This is a genomic window from Butyrivibrio sp. AE2005, assembly GCF_000686965.1.
Taxonomy (GTDB): domain Bacteria; phylum Bacillota; class Clostridia; order Lachnospirales; family Lachnospiraceae; genus Butyrivibrio; species Butyrivibrio hungatei_A.
In genome coordinates, this window is the sequence record NZ_JMMD01000011.1 from 59,684 (window position 1) to 81,952 (window position 22,269).

Consider the following 22,269-nt stretch of genomic DNA (forward strand, 5'->3'; position numbering starts at 1 on the left):
ATGCTTTTTTTATTTCCTTTAGAGCAAAATAAAAAAAGTAAAAGAATTTTTTCAACAATGACTGTGTTCTTGTGCTCATAAAATCAAATTACTTTCTTTTCCATTGATCACCCCTTTCGAACATGATAAACATTCCTCATTGGCATAGTACTGCATACCCATTCGAAATACTTTATTAACATATATTAAAATATTATCACTCATGCTGTAACAATTCAATAGTTTTTTATAAAAAAATAAGACCTCCGCCCCGATGGCATCTACATTTTTCACCCTTTCAAGGTATGTAGATCACTGAGCAAAAGTCTTATTTAATATATAGTCATATTCTGTAACAACTGCACGAAACATCAGCCATTTTTCATACTAATCCTGCTGTTAGCCGGAACAGAAGCCGTAATAAACGCATTGGCACCGATAACACTTCCCTCTCCGATTATCGTATCGCCTCCGAGTATTGAAGCTCCGGCGTAAATCGTAACATCATCCTCAATGGTGGGATGCCTTTTAACTCCCTTAAGTGCCTGTCCGCCACGTGTTGAAAGTCCGCCTATGGTAACACCCTGATACATCTTAACATGTTCACCTATTATAGAAGTTTCTCCTATAACGATGCCCGTGCCGTGATCAATCATGAAATACTTGCCGATAGTCGCGCCCGGATGAATGTCTATTCCCGTCTTCGAATGTGCATACTCCGTCATCATTCTGGGAATAAGCGGCACCTTAAGAAGATAAAGCTCATGCGCGATCCTGTTTATAGACGTTGCAAAAAGCCCCGGATACGAAAGAATTATCTCTTCTTTACTGTATGCCGCAGGATCTCCCGAATAGCAAGCCTGAACATCGGTATCAAGGTACTCTCTTATCTTGGGAATCTTTTCAAAAAATTCATGCGTGATCTTCCTGGCTCCACACTCAAGCGTCTCATCACTGGCATCCCTGTAGCTGTCGCTATGTCTGAATGCAATAGCTATCTGCTTGTTCATATTATAGATGACATCCTCGATGACAATCGAGATCCTGTTAGCGTCGCTGTAGCTCTTATACACCTTATCCCTGTAGTATCCCGGATAAATGATCCTTATGAGCTTTATGACGATATCTTTTACAGCATCTCTGTCCGGCTGATTGTAGATATCCATATTGTCAATGTCTCTGCCGTTTTTATAATCCTCGAGAATCAGATTAACAATATCACCGATTCCGCTTTTCATGTTTTCTTTGTCATACTTATAATTGTAATCCATAGCAATTCTCCGAAATGATATTATTCGCTTGACGCTCAAACCATATAATACCATAATAATCGAGAAATTAGGAATTTTTTAGGAGAATATCAATGAATTTTTATTTTGCACCAATGGAAAGCATAACAATGTACCCTCTGAGAAACATCCATAAAGACATGTTCTCGGGCTCTGTTTCCAAGTACTACTCCCCTTTTGTCACAGCAGTAAAGAGTAAACATTTTAAGAACAGGGAAAAAAATGACATCCTCCCCGTACACAACAAGCCTTTCTTCGAAGAACAGGATTCTTCCTTGGTTGTTCAGATAATGTCGGGCAATTCGGAAACTTTCCTCTGGGCAGCAAAAGAGATAGCTCAGCTCGGGTACAAAGAGCTCAACCTCAACCTCGGATGTCCCGCTTCAACCGTTGTAAACAGGCACAAGGGCGCAGGCCTTTTGGCTGATCCCGACTATCTTGATTCAATGTTGTCAGATATATTTGAGGCAAAAGAAAATACACCTGAATTAAAAGATATTGATATCTCCTTAAAGACAAGACTTGGAATAACCGACGAAAGCGAGTCCGCAAGGCTAATGGAAATATACGCCAAATACCCAATAACCGAATTGACTGTCCACGCAAGGGTAAAAGACGACTTTTATAAGAACGCTCCCCGTCTCGATGCATTCTGCAACAGCATAAAAAGATACAGAGAATGCGGTGGTAAGGCTCCCATATGCTACAACGGAAACATCTTTTCCAAAAAAGACTATGAAAACACTTTATCTTTTATGGAAAAAGAAGGTGTCGCAGATGAAGTAAGCTCAATGATGCTTGGAAGAGGAATTTTGGAAAATCCGGCGCTTGCAAGAGAACTGACAGGCGGAGAAACACTTTCAGCCACAGAACTGAAAGACTATCTGACAAGACTCTACGCAGGATATGAGGAATACATCCCAGAAGACAGGAACGTTATCTTTAAACTCCTTGAGCACTGGGCATTTATTCATACCCACTTTGAAAACTGCGACAAGTATTTAAAAGCAATAAGAAAAGCCCGCAGCAAGGGCGAATACCTCGCTGCGGTCCGCAATATCTTTGCAAGCTGCAATTTTATATAATAAGAACCTTTATACAGTCTTTCCGGAATCAAGCCAGACTATTCTGTCTCCGTATTCCGCACACTTCTCCGAGTGTGTGACTTGAAGAATGCTGATCCCTTTCTCTTTATTTATCCTTCTAAACAGCTCCATGACCTCGGCTCCGGACTTCTTATCAAGATTTCCGGTAGCCTCGTCTGCAAGAATAAGCTTGGGGTCGCCCATAACAGCTCTTGCTATCGCAACCCTCTGCTGCTGGCCACCGGAGAGCTTTGAAGGGTATTGTTTTCTCTTTTCCGTAAGGCCTACTATATTCAGGATATCATCAAGCTTCCTCTTAAGACTTGCACGGCTCTTTCCTGCTACAAGCTGCGGAAGCATTATATTATCTTCAACATTGAGATTCTGCACAAGGTTATAGAACTGGAATATAAATCCGATATCATTAAGTCTTATCTCGGAAAGCTCTTTCTCATTGATATTCGATATGCTCTTTCCGCACACGGATATATCTCCGGCAAACTCTCTGTCCAAGCCGCCGATCAGATAAAGAAGAGTTGATTTACCGCTTCCCGAAGCACCCATAAGTGATACAAATTCCCCTTCTTTTACTTCCATATTAACTCCGTCAAGCACCTTGGTACTAACGGTCTTCGCTGATCCAAACTCCTTTTTTACGTTTTTTACTTCGATTATATTCTTCATCTCTTCATGCTCCTTGTCTATTCGTACTTTAACTGTTCCGCTATCTTCATTTTCTTTATATCTTTCATCGTCTTTAATATCGTGATGCTGAATGTGATAAATATACCTACTATGAAAATTGCGGTCTGTCCTGCATTAATAAAAAGCTTCATCTCCATTATTGCCTTCATAGCATTAAAAATGATCACTGTTTCCACAAGACCTATACTTACTCCGAGAGCAACTGCAATAAGTCCCGATAACATCGTCTCTTCAAAGAAAAGCCTAACAAGTGTCCCCTTGCTCATAGAGGTTGAAACAAGAACAGCACTTTCTCTCTTTCTGCTCTCAAATCCCACGATCTGATTACAATATATTCCAATAAGTGACAAAGAAACTCCGATAAGTATTATCATGTAGAGAAGTGCCAGCTCACCGGCATACAGATTCTTAATCTCTTCTATATATTCATCCATAGTATTAATTTTTTCTATTGTGCTGGATGAATAGCTTTTTATAAATTCAGCCGTTTTTTCCGGATTTTCCGTCTTTACATAAGCACTTGCCGGCCTGTTAAAGTAGATCTTTTTATATAAATCCAAAGGCAGCACTATTGTTTTATTGGAACCGTCCGCCCTTGCAGAATCAATAATTCCCGCAACTTTGAAAGTTCCTCTGTACGGAATAATCCCCTCCGCATCCAGCAATATATCCGCGCTGTCTCCGACTTTAAGCTTCAGATCTTTTGCAATTTTCTTGGCTACATATATTTCATCGCTATTTATCACATCCGGAAGGCCGCTATATCCTTGATTAAGCTCAGGGGCTCCTTCAGCTCCCAATATACTTACTTTTTCAAATTCATCGTCGAATTTCCTATTGTATTTATTCTCAAGATAGTCTTCTATCTTCTCATTTCCGACAAGTATTTTGTCACTTCTGGAATAATCAAATTCAACTTTGCTTACTCCATCAAGCTCTTCAATATAATCATATGAATCAACGCTTTCCGAAAGACCTCTGAGGATAACATCGGCATCAGCCGGAGGCAATTCAGCCATGTTTTTTTGTGAAGTGATAAGTATAAACAGTACCAGACATAAACTTGTTGCAACAAATGCAAGTTTAGAGCTTCCAATCGAAGTCTTATTGGTTCTAAGATTCGTTGCAGCAAGTCCGAGTACCGGATTGCCACTCTTTTGACTGATCTTTTCTATAATCTTTGACACCATTCTGAGTATGAACGGATATCCGCCCAAAAGAGAAAGCACCAAAAATACGAACCCAAAAATGCCGAGTAATGCATTGTCTTTAAATACAGTAAGCGCCGGAACTATCATTGTAAAAGCTAATGCAGCGCATATGATCGATATGATCTTAGTTTTCTTTTTGTATTTGTATTCCGTATCCTTATTGTCAAAAATTATATCTCTTATAGCCATACCGGTAGATTTAAGAAGTTCCCTGAGCGGACAGAGCATTTCCACTATGACGGCGCCGATAATTACTGCGATCATAATGGGAACAGATACATTTCCAAGATCCATGACAGTTTCCATACCCGGACCGTCTACCGTAAATACGGCGTTAAATATGCTATCTCTCGAAGCCGCATATAATCCTGTTCCGATCAATCCACCGAACACCCCGTAAAACATGTTCTCGATAAGAATAATTCTGGCCGTAAGATTCGGAGACACTCCAAGGCTTCTTAAAGTTCCAATCGTCGACATTCTGTCACGCATTATTCTTTCCGAAAGCGTAACCGTTACGACAATAACAAGCATAAGAGTTATGAGGAAAAGGACTTTAAATACATTACTGATTGTTTTTATCTGATCCTGAGTTGACTTTCCTCCTATAAGATCATCCACATCATAATTGGGGAACCTCTCTTCCATCGCATTACAAAATTCACTAACCTTGGACTTATCCAAAACCTTAATATATACAAATTGATGTTTTGGTATTCCGTCATGGCACAGTCTCGCCATTCCTTCATCCGTGACAACCGCTGCATATTCCGCATTAAGTAATCCGCTTGGCTTTGCTATCTTCTTGACATTAAACTCTGCATCGACATAATTATCACCGTAAACTTTAAACTTATCTCCCTCATTAAGGCCAAGTTCTTTAGCCATAACTTCACTGACGATAATATCATCCGCACCAAGCGTAACATCCTTCGGGATAAGTCTCATCTTTGAAGCATCCTCAATATTGACACCATATAATTTGAGATTTTTCTGATTGTAATATGCATACATCTGATTGTTGCGAACCGTAACTTTTGAATCCTTTGGTGAAACATATGTTGCTTCAAAATCCGGAAGGCCTTCAAAATAGCTTTCCTCTATATTTTCAGGTGCAAAAACCAACACATTTGATGTTCCCGTCGTCGTACCGTAAATCCCTATAAAGATGTTTTCCAGGCTATTGCTCATGTCAAAAGCCATCATACCCGCAAATGCGCATATTGTAATACTGACCACAAGAACCAGTGTCATAAGTGGCTTCGCAAATATATTTCTGAATGTATGTTTTAAAATAACTCCCATGTTACCACCTTTCGACTCTCTTCTCAGGAGCGACATACATGCCGTCTCCTTCTTTTACATCATAAGCTTCATAGAACTTCTCGCAAGAGCTCAGCGGGGCATTAACCCTTACAGTGCGCGGACTGTGTTCATCTGTATGAAGGCTTGCAATAGCATCTGTATCACTTTTGATTCCTCTCCAGATCTCCGCAAATCCTTCATACATTTCAATATAGTCTTCCTTTTCTTCTGCGATATTGGAAATACATTCTATAGCACCCAGATCCGCATAGTTTTCGCCAAGCGTCTGAACTCCGTCCACGTGATATACATCCATGATCGTATAGCCGTTGTAATAATCAATGCACATATCGGCTCTTTCCTTTAACGCCTTCCTGTCAGTTTCATTAAGCCACTGCGGATTGTAATTTCCCTTATCATCCCAATTCATAAGATTTGAATCAAATGCATGACCAACTTCATGAGCAATAACCATTCCGAGTCTTCCGAGATTGCTGAACTCACTGTTATTCTCGTTAAAGAATGCTCCTTCGGTAATTCCGGCAGTCATAACCACCACATTATCCGTCCAGAAGCACGCATTTACTGTCTGAGGCTGCATAGTATCTCCCTGTTTTGGACGCGGACGCTTTATCAACTCTTTTGTATTCTCAACTTCATATTTTTTTATATTCTTGTATGTATCATAAAAATCTTTTCCGATCAGATTCTCAGTCCCGATAAGTGTTTCGCTGTAATTACCTCCTGTTGTGAATTCAATGGCTTCAAGCTTATTAAGGAGCTTGGTTCTTCCATCTTCCGTAATCCAATCCGCATTACCTATCAATTCTCTGTATGAGTCCTTTATGTTCTCACACATTTCTTTTACCTTTTCATCCTTTGATACAGGATAAAACTTTTCTGAATATATTCTTCCGAGATTATCCGGAAGATCTCTTATTATCGTTTCTTTCGCCTGCATATCAGGTGTTTGTGTTTCTTCTCCGTAGACAGCTTTCAGATTCTTGTATTTATCAGACAGGAATTTGTTATATTTATCTATATATTCGATAAGCGCCCATGTCTTAAATACCTCAAGATTGTTCTCGTCATCAAGCTTTTCTGATATATACTCAAACTGCTCTTTATTAGAAATAACCCAATAACCGTATGGATTTTCCAACTGCATGCCTTTTTCAAAACTCTTTATATCAAACTTAAGCTCATCCATATCCTTAGCATTTATCGTTGTCATGGTAGACCAGTCGAATGTCATTTTAATATCTTTACTTTTATATGCTATATCCACCGCTAATGCTGCAAATCTGTCCGCTGCTTTTTCTGCTTCCTTCTTTTCGGATCCAATATTCACCAAAACTTCTTTTACATGATCTCTTATGTACGATCTTCCTTCCAAAGACTCCGCGATATCTTTATTCGTTTTTTCAAAGATTGATTTAATATCACTAAAGCAAAAAGCATATTCATCAGCCCTTATCAAGCCTCCATCTATTCCAAAATTAAGAACAGGACTTATTCCATATAACCTTTTATACTTGCCGAGTACTTCCATATATTCCTGTTTGTTGCTTATTCCTTCAATCTCTTTTCTTACATTTTCAAAATCCTTATCGGCATCACTTACAGATGCATCATAAGATACAATCTGATCGTAATAATCTGCAATCAAATCTGCATCCGGTGAAGTATGAACCTCTTCACTTTTTATCTCATCTATGATTTCAAATAACCTCTGATCAACAATCTTGTTGCAATCATCAAACGCTCCAAATCCGTATTTGGGATCGATATCTGCCTCCCTAAGAACTTCTGCATTTACATAGCCAAAAAAGTCATCCTGAGGCCGAATTTTCGTTGCTGCTTTACTTTGTGTACTGTTGTTGGCTTCATTGCCAACTTCTTTGGCCTGAACATCCGCTCCGAATATCGAAAAAGCCAGAGCCGATGCAATGGTCACTCCAACTGTAAGACTTCGTATTCCTTTCTTCATATTCATTTCCCTTCCTGAAAATAATTTGTTATCCGGATAAATCTTTAATTGATAGTACTTTATCTATCGTACTATGCTAGAAGTAGTACGACTGTCATAGTATTAATACTACGCCCGTCGTAATATGTCAAGAATTATATGCATTAAGATTAAAAATATTTTTCACCGACAGTACCGAAGTCTATAGTGATATATTATCGATACAGTTCTTAAAAGATCCTTAAACAAGAACGCTTTCCTATAACACAAAAAATGTCTGCCTTCCCAAAAACAATTGGAAAACAGACATTTTTTAATATTTAATTGCAAAGACTCACTTCATACGCTTGTATTTCTCTTCAAATTTCTTTTCAAATTCATCGACCGGCATTGGCATATCGAAGTAGTATCCCTGGAACATTTCGCATCCGAGCTCTTTGAGAAACTCTAGCTGTTCCTTTGTTTCGACACCTTCCGTAATAACACCCATTCCCAGCTCGTGAGCCATGTCGATCGTGTAGTTAAGAATCACCTTTGCCCTGTTCTGATTCTCGGTTTTTCTCAAAAATCCCATATCGATCTTGAGGATATTGGCATTTATGTCTTTTAACATATTAAGAGATGAATATCCGCTTCCAAAATCGTCAATCTCGACCACAAAGCCATCTTTCTGAAGTCCCAGGATAAGATCGGCACACTTGGAAACATCTGTGGTCACAGCAGTCTCCGTAATCTCTATATTGAAATGGCGGGGATTGATGTCATATTCTTTTACAAGATTATTGAATTCTTCCCTTATATCGATGTAGTAAAGGTCCTTTGGCGAAACGTTCACCGATATGGATACACCTTCCATCTCGGTTCCTTTCCAGTAATCGAGCTGTTTAGCCGCAAGTTCCCATATATATCTGTCAAGCTTGTATATAAGATCAGCCTTTTCAAGAACAGTTATAAAAACTCCCGGCTGGATGATACCATTCTCCGGATGTATCCATCTTGCAAGCGCCTCAGCGCCAAACAGTTTTCCGTCGGCGTAAACCTGTGGCTGAAGGTATATTCCGAACTGCCTGTTGATAATGGCAAAATCAAAGCTTGAAAGGATTTCTTTTTCCAAAAGAGCGTTGATAAGCATATCATCGCTGTACCACGCTATCTCGCATACTCCGTCCTTGGTGATCGATTTGCACGCCATGTATGCCCTGTCGCACATGAGCGAAACATCCATATCCTTGTCTCTTATCTCATACACTCCAAGCTGGATATGCACGGAATAAGACGTGCTCGTAAGGCGGTTGGTGACTTCTTTTACAGCACTCTTAAAGCTTGCCTCATCGAATCTCTCCTTCGGCAGGCAAAGAGCAAACTGATCACCGTTTATTCTTCCGTAAACATCTTCTTCTCTGACTCTCTGCGATATGGCATCCGCGATGTTTACAAGGATATCATTTCCTTTGTCTATTCCAAAGAGCTGATTTATAAGCTTAAAGTCTCTGATATTGGAATAAACAAGTACAAACTGCCTTTCCTCGGGCGAATTCTGGAAAAGATTTCTTACAGCCCCGATAAATCCCTCTTTGTTATAAAGCTGTGTGAGATCGTCATGCGTAAGCCTGTACTGCTCACCGTACTCGCCCTCAAGCGAATCGGAAATATTCTGAATAGAGTAGACACTTCCTATGATCTTGCCGCTCTCATCGTGAACCCTTCTAAATCTTACGCGATAAAGGCGCTCTTTTCCCGTAGAATTATAGATCCTGCACCAGGTCGTAGCATCCGCCTCTATACCAAGAGACCTTTTCCACGCTTCAAATGCCTCATACAAAAGATCCAGATCTTCCATGACATAAAACATGCTATAGGCTTTTCTGTTTGCATAGACGCATTTTCCGTTGTTATCGAGGAATATATACCCGTTATCATCTTGCTGAACACCATAAGAAATAAGTTTAAGAAGTTCTTCAGGATCTGATTCTTTATTATAAAAATATGCATTTTTACCAAAGATTTTTTCAGTATTCATATTTTAAATTTTATAATATTCTGATAATTTATTCCAGCAAAAAACAGAAACACCGATAATTAATTCTGATAAAGATTATATATTTCCAACGTTCATAACTGTTCCGACAGACACATAATTGTCAAGAACCGCTCTGTAGTCGGTGCCATCTTCTGCTTCGGGCGTAAACACGCCGTCCACCATGTATCTGGCTCCGCCGTTCTCTAGTTTCTCAACTTCTTTGTATCCGTCCTTATAGACCATGCCGCGCGACACTTCGCGGTCATAGAGAATGCCTTTACACTCTGATAGTGGACAGAACGGGAAGTTAACGTTATAAATCTTTCCGGGAACAAATTCTGTATCTATGAGTTTTTCTAAGATCTCGTAGAGATATTTGTCGGATACTTCGTGACATTCGCCTGCGCCTTCGGAAAAAGCGATTGCGGAAACACCCTGAAACTCAGCCTCAAAAGCCGATCCGCATGTAGCCGAATACTGAATATCCGAGGCAACATTGTACCCAAAGTTTATTCCGCAAAGTACCACCGTAGGCCCGCCGGGAACTATAGTTGTGCAACCGAGTCTTACGCAATCCCCCGGAGTTCCGCTACATGAGTATGCATGAACTTCATGTTCGCCATCAACAGGATATTCCACAGGGAATATATCTATCGCATGCCTAAGGGTTATACTGTGAGATGCCGCACTCCTCTCGCTTTCAGGAGCCACGATCCATACTTCCCCGAATTTTACCGCCTCTTTTACAAGTCTTAAAAGTCCCTCGGACTTTATTCCGTCATCATTGGTTATGAGAATCCTTCTAGTCATTCTGTCCTTTCTCCACTATCAGTTCCTTACAGCCCATCTCATCTTGGTGGATTTGCTTCTGGGATTTATCCTGCACTCCTCCGCGGACGGCCTTATCACATCTTCTGATATCTCGCTGTATATGCCGGCTTTTTTATGCTCTTTAAAAGACTTCTTAACAAGCCTGTCTTCTCCCGAATGAAACGTAAGTATCGCCACTCTTCCGCCCTCGTTAAGTATTGACGGAAGCTTATCAAGAAAAGAATACAGCACTTCAAATTCACTGTTTACATCTATTCTGAGCGCCTGAAAAACTCTGGCGCAACTCTTTTTTATCGTTACCGCTTTTTCCTCTTTAGGAACCTTCCAAAGCGCCGCTTCTATCGCCTCACGAAGCGCGGTTGTCGTATCCATGGGATTGCCTTTTTTCATTAGCGAAAAAACTTTTTCCGCAATCTCTTCCGCATAAGGTTCATCTGAGTTCTCTACAAGCATACCCACAAACTCTTCTTTGGTTATGTTGTGAAGGCGCTCAGCTGCCGATTCTCCGCTGTCCGGATTGAGCCTAAGATCAAGAGGCCCGTCAATCTTGTAAGAAAAGCCCCTTTCAGGGTTATCTATCTGCATGGAAGACACTCCAAGATCTGCCAGAACAAAATCAAACTTTCCGGCTTCATCACACACTTTATCTATATTCTCAAAGTTCATCTGCCTGAACTTGAATACATCCTCTCCATATCCTGCGTTTCTGAGCCTCTCTACAGTCTTCTTCGATTCTATCGGATCGATATCAAGTCCGTAGATACAGCCTTTCCCCTGCAGTTTTTCAAGCATCTTTGAAGTATGTCCGCCGTACCCAAGCGTACAATCAAGCCCCTGCTGTCCCGGCTCTATCTGCAAGAAATCCAAGATTTCTTTTACCATAATGGAAATATGCATCCCCGCAGGCGTCGAACCCTTGGATATTACATGCTCCACCACATCCTTGTACTTCTCCGGATTGTGCTCCTTGTACTTCTCTTCAAACTTCTTGGGATATTTTCCCGAATAACGAACTCTTCTCTTATGCTGCTTTTCTTCCACACTCTTCTCCATTCGCTGTGATTTTGGTGTATTTGCTTTGTTTTTTGGTGCATCCGCTTTTATTTCGGCGCATACACTGTGATTTTGCTACATCTTCTTTTGGCCGGCTCCGGCAGGTCAAAAAACAATGTACTAAAGTGTAGTGTATCATATTTTTGCAGGATTTTTAGCCCGATCCGGTCGCAAAATCCTTTTTTTGACTAATAGAGCAAAAACATATCGAATTAGTCACACTTTTCCCCGGATTTCCAAGGCCACAGTGACTAATACATTTGATAACATTTGTTATAGTCAAAATCTCCCCTTCATTTCCTCATCTAGAACTCCAAAACTCCCTATTTTCAAGAAAAAATGTGACTAAGGAGCTCCGTAACGCTCGAATTAGTCACATTTCTTACAAAATCACACTACAATATCAGTAAACAGAATCAATATACAAATCGTCGATTTCTTGTCTTATCTCATTCTTATATTGTTCCGTAGCTATTTCCTGTTCAAGAAGATTGATTGCTTCTTTAAGATTGTCAGCACGCATATTGTCTAGATATTCCAATATCTTTGCTATGACAGTTTTATCGTTATATTTTTCGGGAATAAAGCCAAATATTTCAGGATATTTATCTATGCGTTCTTTGCGCATTTTATCAAGCTCAGAAATATTCATTTTTATTTCTTCAGTAATCTTCACAATTTTATTAATGGCTTTTCTCTTTACTATGATTGCCAAAAGTATACCGACTCCAACTCCGGCAAATAACAACCCTACGAAAAACTTTGCCAAATTTTGATCCGAATTCAGTTTAGCAAGAAACTCCGGGCTCGCGTAAAATACTAATTCCATGATTCCGCAATAAATTAATTCATAACCAAAGTATCCGATCAAAAACCATTTAATTGCTGCACCAACGCCTCCATGAGCTCTAATTTGGAGTTTTGTATTTTTATAGTCGTAATCACTTAATAAAAATTCTTCCTGATCATCAAGATCGCTAAATTCGTTCTCATTCAGCTTGTCATAAGCTTTTTTCAATGCATCTCGTAATTCTTCTTTGTTCATTTCATTGCCTTTTTTCATACCTCAATCAGTCTCCTCTTCGTTAGCCTTTGTTTTAATATAAAAAGCGCAAAAAAAGCGATACCTACGCATCGCAATAAAACTGTAACTGGCTATCCTTTCGGACCCTATAGCTTTGCGTCATTAGATTTCTCTAATTTTGCCCTTAATTATTCAAGAATAAACGGGATGATACTTTACCCAGAAAAAAAGACTACAAACTTAGATAATACTATGTTTGTAGCCTTATTATTCAATCGGAGTGACGTGATTCGAACACGATTGAAAAATCTCAAAGCCCGCACGGAAAGGAGGTTTGACAACACCGACTGACCGAAAGGTCAAACAACTGGTCAAACAGTTTCTATCGACTTCCCCATACAATTCTCACATCAATGTCTTAGGTATGAATAACTCCATTTATAGAACACAAAATATTTTTTTCTTTTGCAAGTTTAATATAATTCCGAGCATTATTGTCATCCAACAATAAATTGCAATTATTTCTACAACATGAATCTAATATTTGCAATTTCTGCTTAGCACTGTACTTATACTCTTTCTGGCGAAGGAGTTCTGAATTCTTATCAAATACCAACACAGTTTTAATAAGCTCCACATCCTGCCCAGGCATATATTTTTCTTTACCCTGAACATTTCCGTCAGACTCATCTATCCATGTACTGATGCAATACTTCGTGATATCAATGTCTGAATTCACTCTAATTTTTGCATTGTATATCCACCCCAACATATATCCTTTATTCAAATCTGATATAAGTATATCTACATTATTAAGCTTACGATTTGATTTTTGAGGATCATATCTCAAGATTATAGGACAGCTATTGCTAATTAGAACATCTCTATTGCTGATAAAGTTTCGAACTTTCTTATACATTTTGGAAGTTGTCGATATGACATTGGGGACAATCTTCGTACTGATAGATTGCCCATCAGCAATGTCTCTATACAACTTCTTTGGTGTTCTGTATCCATTAGAATTATAGATTTGCTTTGATATTCCTATCAGATGTGGAAAATTATCTGTCTCACCAATAAGGATAAATCCATTCCCATTGTATGTAACAACAATATAAAAGCTTTCAAGATAATAAGTGGCAAATGCCTGAGCGCATTTCCTGATATCTGTAATGTCCATGATTATCTCCAAAAATAAAGTAAAGCTCTTGGCCAGAGCCAAAAGCTTTACTATCGGCAATCGTTCACGATTATTTTTTAAGCAGGGGAGTGCCCGGTTCAGCCGACGTGAATCCCTCAGCAAGTGAGCCTGCATATCTTTTAATACAATAGACCTATATGATACATTATCACCACAACAAAGTCAACTTTTTCTAATTAAATAATACGATAAAGGATACTGTTTTACAAGCAATAACAGCATTCTTCATAGAATTTTAACACATCGATATAACTATCTCTTTCCAATTCTCAGCCCAATTGTCCTTTAAAACGCAAACATGTTTTTTCTATCAACTCCTAGTCGATTAATAAAGAATGTTTCCTCATAATCCCTTCTGTCAAATATGGTATTAGCAACTTGCTTTTCTAGTTGCATAGCATTTCCCCATTTATGTTAGTTTACGCATTTCCACGTCATTATAACATTCCATGACCACAAACAAAAAGAAGAGAAGCAAAGGATTTCCTGCTTCTCTCTGAATATATCCGTATAAAACCTGTTACAGTATACAACTCTGCTATCTAACAAACTTGTCTGCATATTCGATAATTTTAAGAAATTCGCTTATATCCTTAGAAAGTGCATCATCCACGTTAGCCTTAATGCTATTTGGATATTGTGCATTATAAGCAGGTCTCATCATATCTTCATACGAGGTTATCAACTTGTTGACAGCATTTTTGTCGGAAAGGTCTGTGTTTCTAATGTTGTCACGGATGTTTGCAATAAGATTCTGATTTGTTGCTATATCTGTGCTCGCATACTCATTAGTTGATTTTCTTACTTCATTTGGCAAATAAACCTCAATGCCAAAATATTTTCCTGATGCAGGGTCATCATTGGTCTTGGTTTTCTTATTTGCCAGCATCCTTTCCTGAGTTCTGATCAGGTTATGATTATAGTCTTTCATAGCCCGGCTAATAGCTTTTGCCTGATCTTCATTAAATCCTTCAGTAGCACATTTATCAACAACCTTCTGCGCTACTTCCATCTTTGCATAATCTCTGTAACTGAGATATCCATTCTTTAACTGACTTCCGATACCTGTTATCAGATCTCTTGCAGCAGATAACTCCTCATCATTAAAAGAAGCTCCGCCAATTTTATAAACACCTTCTGCATTTTTGCTTACCGGTATGTCTTTTTCATATAAAGCGCTTACAGGATGATTATTCCAGGAATCTCTCACTTTTTCTAATTCTTCAGCACCTAAAGCAGAAATAGACAAGGTAGCTGCCGTATCTGAGAAAGCAGTATTAATTTTAGATTTATCACTTAGTTTATCGGCAACCGCGTTCTGTAAGCCACTGCTCTCATCCTTATTTACAGATTTTGTCTGCATCTCGTCACGCTGCAACTTTGCAGCATATATATCCTGACTAACGTCTTTTACCTGTCTGTTCACTGGAGTTATATTGATTCCTGCCATAATCATCTACCTCCTTGTACATGATTTGTGAATATCACAAGGGTTTCTCTTTTTCCTTTCGGCATCAATCCTTTATCAGATAATACTAATGTCACCAATAGCATCATCTATGTCATGAATAGCGTTCTTCTTATATCTGACTGTCAACAGTGCTGCCCTTAACATCATTTGAAAGTAAGCTCAGCTTATTGAGGATATTCGTAATTTCAGAATTAACAGCATTCTGCGTATCCTCCATAGATGCACCCTCAGAAATAATAGTTCTCTGGGCATCCTCTGCTCCCATGCTGTCAGCTTCTGCACGTTCTCTTCTTGCAATAGCCCGTTTGGTATCAGCACTGGTTCTCTGGCTCTCTGCAGCGTGTTCCTTGATATTCTCTATCATTTCCTGCTGCATAGCTTCTTTTTCGAGTTTCTTTGCTTCTTCCTTCTTCTCTTCTTTCTTCTTTTCGGCAGCTTCTTTTGCTTCTTCCTCGCGCTCCTTCTGCTCTTCGTCAACGTGATCGACTGCTTCCTGCGTCAAAAGAGCTAAAGTCTCTCCGTTAGCAGCTTCAATAATATCTTCAGCTTCATCCTGAGCTTTCAGCATATCCTGAGACTTAGCACGTTCTCTTTTCATATCTGCATAGCCCTGAACATTTCCCATCTGCTGAGCTTTTGCCCTGTCTATATCAAGTGAATTCTGCTGATTCTTCGCAACATAGTATAAAGCCTGCTGCTGATACTCTGACATTTTGCTTTTTTCTTCATCAGATAAACCATCCTTGGAATTATTCATCTTAAAAGCAAGTTTTGAAAGCTCATTATTCTCTTCGCTGTCCGGATCAATTCCATATGCTTCCTGGAGTTCTTTTAACCTGGCATCATTCTCCAGTGTATCCGCAGTCTTTTCGTTGATCTCGTCCTGAAGGCGCTTTATCTCATCTTTAATAGACTGCATCTGTGCATCCAGCTTCTTCTCTCCGCCAAATGCATCGGAAACCACCTTGAGTGCCTGTTTTCTGGCTAGACCCTGCCTCTGCTGGACAAGGCTTTCACCCTTCAGATTGGCACCTGATACTGAGGACAAATTGCCGCTCTTATGTGCAGTTTTACCTACCCCAGTAGTCGACTGGGCATTATTCTGATTTTGGAAAGGATTTATTTGAACATCCGTGTTCTGTTGTATCCTCATAAAGCACCTCCACTTATGGCAAAACTGATACTATCTTGTATCATGCATAAATATGGTCATCTATATGTATATCGGCAAAAATGATTCTTTATTAAAGCCTGAATAGCTCACTCTTTTTTATCAATATTTGACGGCAGAATTGATGACAGCACATCTGAATAATTTCCAGTGCTCGTATACGTGCCACCAGCTCTTGCTGCGGCGTTTGTCATGGACTGTGCCTTGTCGTAAACCCTTGATGCAAAAGAGTTATAACCTGTAAATATACTCTTTAAAGTACTGATATCAGCCTTTTTAAGGGCATCCTCATCAAGCTCAAGCTTATTATCAGCACCTACCGATATACCAGCACGTTCCAAAAGTCTTTCTGTAGACTTTGTGGTCTTGGTCATCCATGCCGCATTTCTTAAAACGTCTTTGGTGTTTGAATTACCGGCACTCTCGATAGTTTTGTTGTAATTATCAACAAATGACTTTACTGCCTTGGTAATTGAATCCCAATCATAATCTTCTTTTGTAGTCTCGTCGCCCGTCTTCTCATCTTTGGTCTTGATCTGTTTCTTTTCCCAAAGAGAATCCTTCATAAGAGCACTTGCTGACTTTGCCAGAGTTCCTGCTGCACTTCCCATGGAAGTAAGTTTTGCAGATGAATCCCTGCCTGATGAAGCACCATCAGCCTTCTGCTTGGCATAATAGGCCTTAACAAGTTTCCCATAGGATCCATTCTTTATACTGGCATAATCTGAGAGGTTTATCCCACCCATGATGCCATTATTATTGCCTGCTCCTGAATTGATACTTAGACCAGCCAGGAATGAACTGGCATTTTGGTTATATGCGCTATAGTCGTTATCAGCGCTATCATAATAGTTACTCTGTGAATATCCTCTGATTGTTGACATATATCCACCCTCCTTTGCTATTACCCGGAATCCATTCCTTAAATGTGGTAATCAATATGCCTATATTTTTCAGGCAACATTTTATCAACCTGCATGTTATTTAGTTCCTTTGCCTGTGCAATTGCAGCGGCATCGGATTCAGCAATTGCTTCATCTGATAATGTCTCAAGATTCTCTTCATTAAGCTCTGCCACGTTCTCTGCCATTTCGGTAAGTTCTTCAATCTGATCCTCAAGTTCATCCATGACCTCAGAAATAATACCTTTATCCTTATCGATACCGGTTGCTTCCTCGATCATTTCTTCACGACGCTCTTCCGGAGTCTTTGGAGCCATCTTCTCAGCTTCTTCAGCAATCTTTTCACCGCGTTCTCTGGCCTCATCCAGTATATGGAACATCTGGGAGTTGTTATATGAGGCTTTAGCTGCATCAATCTGGTCATCATACTGCTGGAACATATCGATCTTCCTCTGGATATCCTCAAGAGAGTCGGTTTTCATGTTCTTTAGGTTTTCCTTCTGCTTTTCAAAGAAGGCTATCTGATTATCACGCTTGGCCTGTCTTTCCATCCGGTCCTGCGTTGCTTTACTCATAGGTCTGTTAAGAAGATTTAACCCTTGCATGTTTATATTCATAGGCGTTCTCCAATATTCTCTGAAGCTCTTCAAACTGCTCCATCGTGAGATCAACGTGCTTTTCTTTGATAGGACTTGGATCTAATAGTTCCCTAAAAAATGTTTTAAGACCATCTGCCATAACCACCAGCCCCCTTATTATGATCAAACCATCTGTTCTTTAGAATGATAATAATCCTCAAACAGCTTATTGGCTGCATTCATAGTCTCTTTGCATATTGCCGGAAGTTCACGTCCCCAGGTCTTAGTAGCCTGCTTGAATCCCTTTTCCATGGCTTTCTGCATCTCTTTCATTTTGTCGACATCATCTCCGGCAAGGGCTGCAGCAAAATCAAACAGTCTCTGGGATGTCTGCTTTACACCGTAGTATCCGTCTTCAGAAATATCTTTCTGTGCCTGAGCTCTTGTAGCCGCATCAACCTTGATATTTCCACCAGCAAGCTGTTGCCACATGCTGTTTCCTGTAGCCTTGCCATATGCACCTACCTGTCCCTGCAGAGTTTTCTGAACTATAGCCATCAGCTGGTTTCTCTGTTGTTCCTCTGCTGCTTTCATCTGCTGAACAATAGCTGCTCTGTCAGTAGCTGATTTCTTATAGATTGCCTTGGAATCATCTTCTTTACTGCTCTTTTCTGTGGCTGTCTTCTCATATACAGCACCCTGCTGGTTTACCGCAGATTCCTTCTTTTCATCTTTCTCATCGTTCTTTGCCCAGCTAGGCTCAGCATTATTAACGCCTGCATAGTTGTAGTTCCCATAGTTTGTGTTAATCCCGATACTCATAATGTAATACCTCCTTTTATTAACATCTGTTAGCAGTATCTGTAAAAAAATAGTTTAAACTGTGGCATCAAATGATCCACCTGTTTCCACCGGCATACTTTGCGATGATGCATCAATTACTGGCATATCCATTCCTCCAAGTGACAACGATACTCCGCAGTCATATCCTCCAGCTAATGAGGCTTTTCCAGCGTTTTCCTTTTCCGATTGTAATCTGTCAAACAAGGCTTTCAGATATTTTAGGTCTGCTTTTAAGATGTCTCTTGCTTCATCCGATCTGTGTTTCACCTTAAGCTGCTCTAGATCTTCCGGTGTCATAGATCCGGAAAGAGCTTCTGCCATCTCATCCAGATCCTCATCAAGCTCAGCTGTTTCTTCTGCCATCTCCATCATGTCCTCAGCTGCCATTTCAAGCTTTTCCATGAGAGCTTCAACCTCTTCCTGTTCCAGCTCTTTAATCTCTTCCTCAGAAGCCTCTTCATCAATGGTTTCTTCCGGCTCAAGCGGCATTTCTTCTTCACTTTCAATGCCTCTTTCTGCCCGTTCTTCCATCTTCAGATTCTTCTTTTTCTTGTCACAGGCACGCTGGACCATTTCTGCATGAAGTATAGCCCTTAGGATTTCTTCTTCATCATAGTCGCCGTTCTTTAGCTGCTTGCGCAAAAGACCTATCTTCATCCTTATGCTCGTTGATACCTGTGCTGCTTTTCCTGATGTCTTGGCAGCAAGCACCTGTGACGAAACCTGTTTGAAACTGTAAAGAGCAGCCTTTTTCTTTTTGCCGGTCTGCTTTGTCGGTTTACAGATTCCTATAGTTCCAACATGATTACCGTATGCATCATAGAGTTTTTTTCTGTAATGCGTTGTATTTCCGCTTACATTTACTTCCCATCCGCCATTCACATGACCACCTCCTTACAGCCACATGATAATGCGCTCCCAGATATCCATATCTGTATGCTTTGGCAGTTTGATTAGTCCGTCATGGATTTCATTTGCATTAATCTCTGCCCAGCTACCACCGCCACCAATTCCGGGAATTTTATAGTAGCCACCTGATGAAATGTAAAACCATCCATCACTTTCATTTGCCTCAGGATACTGCTCCAAAAGGGCTTTACCATCAACATAGATATAGTTGTCATCAAAATCAACCACAACTGATTTGTCAGTATCTGTATATACCTTCTGGGCATTTTCTGAATAACAAATGCCGCTTATCATTCCCAGATCATTGGTCCTATTATATGAATTGGCTTTAATAATTCCCACTGAAGCCACAACCAGAATCGCTACTGCAGCTGCACCAATAGATAGAATCTTTAGATTATAGGCTTTTCTGGCAACTATCCTTTCCAATCTCTTTTTCAGAATCTTATAGCTGTCATCCCATGCAAAAGACATTCCTCCCTCGCATCCAAGCTTCTTCCTTGTCTGCATCATATTCCTGGCACAACCTAAGATTGTCTCGCCATAATCACATGCATCAATTCCGCTTCTCTGGATTGTAACAGTGTCGCAGATGTCCTCAAGGTCTCTTTTCATATATCCTACGCAAAGATGCAGGAACAGATTAGGCCACAGCATAACTCGCAGAATATCATATGCAAGGAGTATCCAAAGATGTCCGAGCATAATGTGCGTCTCTTCATGCTTTATGACAACCCCGGCTTCATCTGATGAAATGCTTTCAGGGATAACAATTACAGGTCTTATGCATCCAGTGCAAAACGAAGACAGTTCACCAGGAAACGTCTTGATTACATATTTTGAACTGTACTCTTCGGAATCATAAAAACGATTTACTGAATCCGTAAGTTTTTTTCTTCTCCACCAAAATTTGAATCCAAATGCCAATATTACAATTATGTAAAGAACTCCTATCCATGTGTGCCCTACACATAGATCATGCCACCAGAGCATCAGATATAAACCGGCCTTAGTCTCATAGTAAACATGAAGCTTCCCGCAAAAAATAACAGGAATCAATAGACACCACAAAGCAGCCTTCCCAAAAACGCTCTTAGAAAACAGCGTGCTCCGCAGAATCATAATGATTCCCAAAACAAAAATCGATATGATTGCGCAAAAACCAAGTATGGTCGCGAAATAGACACATACAAATTCTAAAAATCCATATAGCTTATTAAAGAATAACAGCATTCCCTGCATAACTGCTCCTTCGCTCATCCGTGAGACTCATTTATTCTTCTTAGCCTTAGCTATTAGGTTTTCCAGTTCCTTTATCTGTTCTTCAGATAGATTTTCTTTATCTAATACTGCAAATGCAGCGGAAAGCCTGTTACCTTCAAAATAGCTTTCTACAAAAGCACTGCTCTTTGCCTTTTGGCACTCCTCTCTTCCTCTTGCAGCTGTATAGTGATAAACCCTGCTGTCATCCGGATCAACGGTATATGTAAGCATTCCCTTCTTGCAAAGTCTGTTTATCAGGACCCTTACCATTCTCTGTGTCATCTTGGAAGACTTCGGAAGTCTGTCTGTTATCTCAGCAGATGTAAGGTCATGGCCGCATCTCCAAAGCACCTCCATGATCATCCATTCGCTTTCACTTGGAAGCATCTCTTCTCTTGGCATAATGTACCTCCCGCATGTGCTTAATCAGATTATTTCTCTATTTATAGAATATCACATGAAATAACAAACATTAATTATAAACGCAAATTAATAAACATTTAAGATTTTAAGTCTTTATATCCAAGCTGTGATTAACTGAAATGCTTGCAGATACTTCTGAAGGAGTCGTTGGTGCTACTCTTTCATCTATATGAGGAACACTGGTATTATAAGTTGATGCAGACTTAGTTTTCACTTCTACACCTGCAACAGTAATCTGTTTTTCTTCGCCTTCACCAGGAATCTGAACATTTCCGGAAGCCTTTTCAGCAATCTGTTCCTGAAGCTGCTCGGCCTGCTCTCTTCTTTCAGCACGTTTCTTCTCGCGCTGCTTTTCAATACGTTCATTCTGCTTTTGCTCCTCAGCATCTGCTTTGGCTGCTTCGTTCATATTGCTGTTAAGCTCAGATAGCTGTGACATTTCCTGCTGACCTATTTCAGTTGCTTTTTTCTGTATATGCTCCAGTTCTTCTTTCTTTTTGGTAACGTCTCCACCTCTACCAGAATCCAGCTTGATTTCTGCTTCCAGTACTCCGGCTTTTCCGTCCATCTGTGACTTTATTGCATGCTGAGCCTTAACCTGTTTCATGGAACTGCTGGCAGATATAAGTGATTTTGTCATTACATTTGATAAAGCCATTTGCCTACCTCCGTGTATTATGCTTCTATCCATAAAGTGCCTAAAAATATGTATAGTTATCCTTACAACTTATTTATCGGATAACAATCGTTAATAGTTAATAGTTGTTATCATTTTTTATTATTCTAAGTACAATGCTCTTATCTTTAGCACGTTAATATTTGTAAAAAAGCGTCCCCAAATGTCCCCAAAAATAACCCAAATGGCAACCAAATGGCACTTTTAAATTCAAATTACATTGCTTAAACTTAAAATGCGTAGAGTATTAGCCCTAATGCATTCTATTATAAAATACTGTTGTGGACGTCCCAATTTTGTCACAGTTTTGTCCCGACTTTGTCCTAACTTTGTCCATTGAAAACAATTCTACAGGAGCTAA

20 protein-coding genes and 1 riboswitch are annotated in these 22,269 nt (G+C 39.7%); of the genes, 1 reads left to right on the forward strand and 19 read right to left on the reverse strand.

Annotated features, from left to right (window positions below; genetic code table 11):
• Positions 1-350 precede the first annotated feature (350 nt).
• Entirely contained in the window at positions 351-1,250 is a 900-nt protein-coding gene (epsC, locus tag DL92_RS0109585) for a serine O-acetyltransferase EpsC (RefSeq protein WP_051198911.1), read from the reverse strand.
• A gap of 92 nt (positions 1,251-1,342) precedes the next feature.
• On the opposite strand from epsC, the gene DL92_RS0109590 reads away from it, so the two are divergent.
• The gene (locus tag DL92_RS0109590; protein ID WP_026667527.1) at positions 1,343-2,353 is read left to right on the forward strand and encodes a tRNA dihydrouridine synthase; all 1,011 of its coding nucleotides are present in this window, start codon (positions 1,343-1,345) and stop codon (positions 2,351-2,353) included.
• A gap of 9 nt (positions 2,354-2,362) precedes the next feature.
• On the opposite strand, the gene DL92_RS0109595 is transcribed toward DL92_RS0109590, so the two are convergent.
• The 18 genes from DL92_RS0109595 to DL92_RS20280 form a co-directional block, all read right to left on the reverse strand.
• Positions 2,363-3,037, reverse strand: a complete 675-nt coding sequence (locus tag DL92_RS0109595; RefSeq protein ID WP_026655356.1) for an ABC transporter ATP-binding protein — start codon at positions 3,035-3,037, stop codon at positions 2,363-2,365.
• 17 nt (positions 3,038-3,054) lie between these two features.
• Positions 3,055-5,610 carry an ABC transporter permease gene (locus DL92_RS0109600; RefSeq protein WP_026667528.1) on the reverse strand — a complete coding sequence of 852 codons (2,556 nt, stop codon included), beginning with the start codon at positions 5,608-5,610 and terminating at the stop codon, positions 3,055-3,057.
• Positions 5,576-7,564: a M13 family metallopeptidase gene (locus tag DL92_RS0109605; protein ID WP_197027250.1), complete on the reverse strand. Its 1,989-nt coding sequence runs from the start codon at positions 7,562-7,564 to the stop codon at positions 5,576-5,578. The genes DL92_RS0109600 and DL92_RS0109605 overlap by 35 nt, the downstream gene beginning before the upstream one ends.
• 313 nt (positions 7,565-7,877) lie before the next feature.
• Positions 7,878-9,563 carry a putative bifunctional diguanylate cyclase/phosphodiesterase gene (locus tag DL92_RS18875; RefSeq protein WP_051625289.1) on the reverse strand — a complete coding sequence of 562 codons (1,686 nt, stop codon included), beginning with the start codon at positions 9,561-9,563 and terminating at the stop codon, positions 7,878-7,880.
• A gap of 75 nt (positions 9,564-9,638) precedes the next feature.
• Positions 9,639-10,373, reverse strand: coding sequence for a 5'/3'-nucleotidase SurE (gene surE, locus DL92_RS0109615; RefSeq protein WP_026655360.1), 735 nt, complete (start codon positions 10,371-10,373; stop codon positions 9,639-9,641).
• A gap of 18 nt (positions 10,374-10,391) precedes the next feature.
• The gene (gene rsmH / locus DL92_RS0109620) at positions 10,392-11,447 is read right to left on the reverse strand and encodes a 16S rRNA (cytosine(1402)-N(4))-methyltransferase RsmH (RefSeq protein ID WP_026667530.1); all 1,056 of its coding nucleotides are present in this window, start codon (positions 11,445-11,447) and stop codon (positions 10,392-10,394) included.
• A gap of 403 nt (positions 11,448-11,850) precedes the next feature.
• Positions 11,851-12,510 carry a hypothetical protein gene (locus DL92_RS0109625; protein WP_026667531.1) on the reverse strand — a complete coding sequence of 220 codons (660 nt, stop codon included), beginning with the start codon at positions 12,508-12,510 and terminating at the stop codon, positions 11,851-11,853.
• Positions 12,511-12,590: 80 nt separating this feature from the next.
• Positions 12,591-12,664, reverse strand: a riboswitch (cyclic di-GMP riboswitch).
• Positions 12,665-12,889: 225 nt separating this feature from the next.
• A complete protein-coding gene (locus DL92_RS0109630; protein ID WP_026667532.1) occupies positions 12,890-13,651 on the reverse strand; it encodes a PBECR4 domain-containing protein in 762 nt (253 codons plus the stop codon).
• Positions 13,652-14,210: 559 nt separating this feature from the next.
• The gene (locus DL92_RS0109640) at positions 14,211-15,122 is read right to left on the reverse strand and encodes a hypothetical protein (RefSeq protein WP_026667533.1); all 912 of its coding nucleotides are present in this window, start codon (positions 15,120-15,122) and stop codon (positions 14,211-14,213) included.
• Between the two features lie 130 nt (positions 15,123-15,252).
• The gene (locus tag DL92_RS0109645; RefSeq protein ID WP_026667534.1) at positions 15,253-16,296 is read right to left on the reverse strand and encodes a hypothetical protein; all 1,044 of its coding nucleotides are present in this window, start codon (positions 16,294-16,296) and stop codon (positions 15,253-15,255) included.
• Between the two features lie 107 nt (positions 16,297-16,403).
• The gene (locus DL92_RS0109650) at positions 16,404-17,198 is read right to left on the reverse strand and encodes a hypothetical protein (RefSeq protein ID WP_242845848.1); all 795 of its coding nucleotides are present in this window, start codon (positions 17,196-17,198) and stop codon (positions 16,404-16,406) included.
• 38 nt (positions 17,199-17,236) lie between these two features.
• The gene (locus DL92_RS0109655; RefSeq protein ID WP_026667536.1) at positions 17,237-17,833 is read right to left on the reverse strand and encodes a hypothetical protein; all 597 of its coding nucleotides are present in this window, start codon (positions 17,831-17,833) and stop codon (positions 17,237-17,239) included.
• On the reverse strand, positions 17,799-17,954 hold the full coding sequence (locus tag DL92_RS21045; protein WP_155840017.1) for a hypothetical protein: 156 nt from the start codon (positions 17,952-17,954) through the stop codon (positions 17,799-17,801). The genes DL92_RS0109655 and DL92_RS21045 overlap by 35 nt, the downstream gene beginning before the upstream one ends.
• A 23-nt stretch (positions 17,955-17,977) precedes the next feature.
• Positions 17,978-18,616 carry a hypothetical protein gene (locus DL92_RS18880; RefSeq protein ID WP_034468891.1) on the reverse strand — a complete coding sequence of 213 codons (639 nt, stop codon included), beginning with the start codon at positions 18,614-18,616 and terminating at the stop codon, positions 17,978-17,980.
• 54 nt (positions 18,617-18,670) lie between these two features.
• A complete protein-coding gene (locus DL92_RS0109670; protein ID WP_026667537.1) occupies positions 18,671-19,519 on the reverse strand; it encodes a hypothetical protein in 849 nt (282 codons plus the stop codon).
• A 12-nt stretch (positions 19,520-19,531) separates the two neighbouring features.
• Positions 19,532-20,806 (reverse strand): M56 family metallopeptidase, encoded by a 1,275-nt coding sequence (locus tag DL92_RS0109675; RefSeq protein WP_026667538.1) that lies wholly within the window; start codon positions 20,804-20,806, stop codon positions 19,532-19,534.
• A gap of 9 nt (positions 20,807-20,815) precedes the next feature.
• A complete protein-coding gene (locus tag DL92_RS0109680) occupies positions 20,816-21,211 on the reverse strand; it encodes a BlaI/MecI/CopY family transcriptional regulator (RefSeq protein WP_026667539.1) in 396 nt (131 codons plus the stop codon).
• A 106-nt stretch (positions 21,212-21,317) separates the two neighbouring features.
• Positions 21,318-21,890 carry a hypothetical protein gene (locus tag DL92_RS20280; protein WP_026667540.1) on the reverse strand — a complete coding sequence of 191 codons (573 nt, stop codon included), beginning with the start codon at positions 21,888-21,890 and terminating at the stop codon, positions 21,318-21,320.
• Positions 21,891-22,269 lie beyond the last annotated feature (379 nt).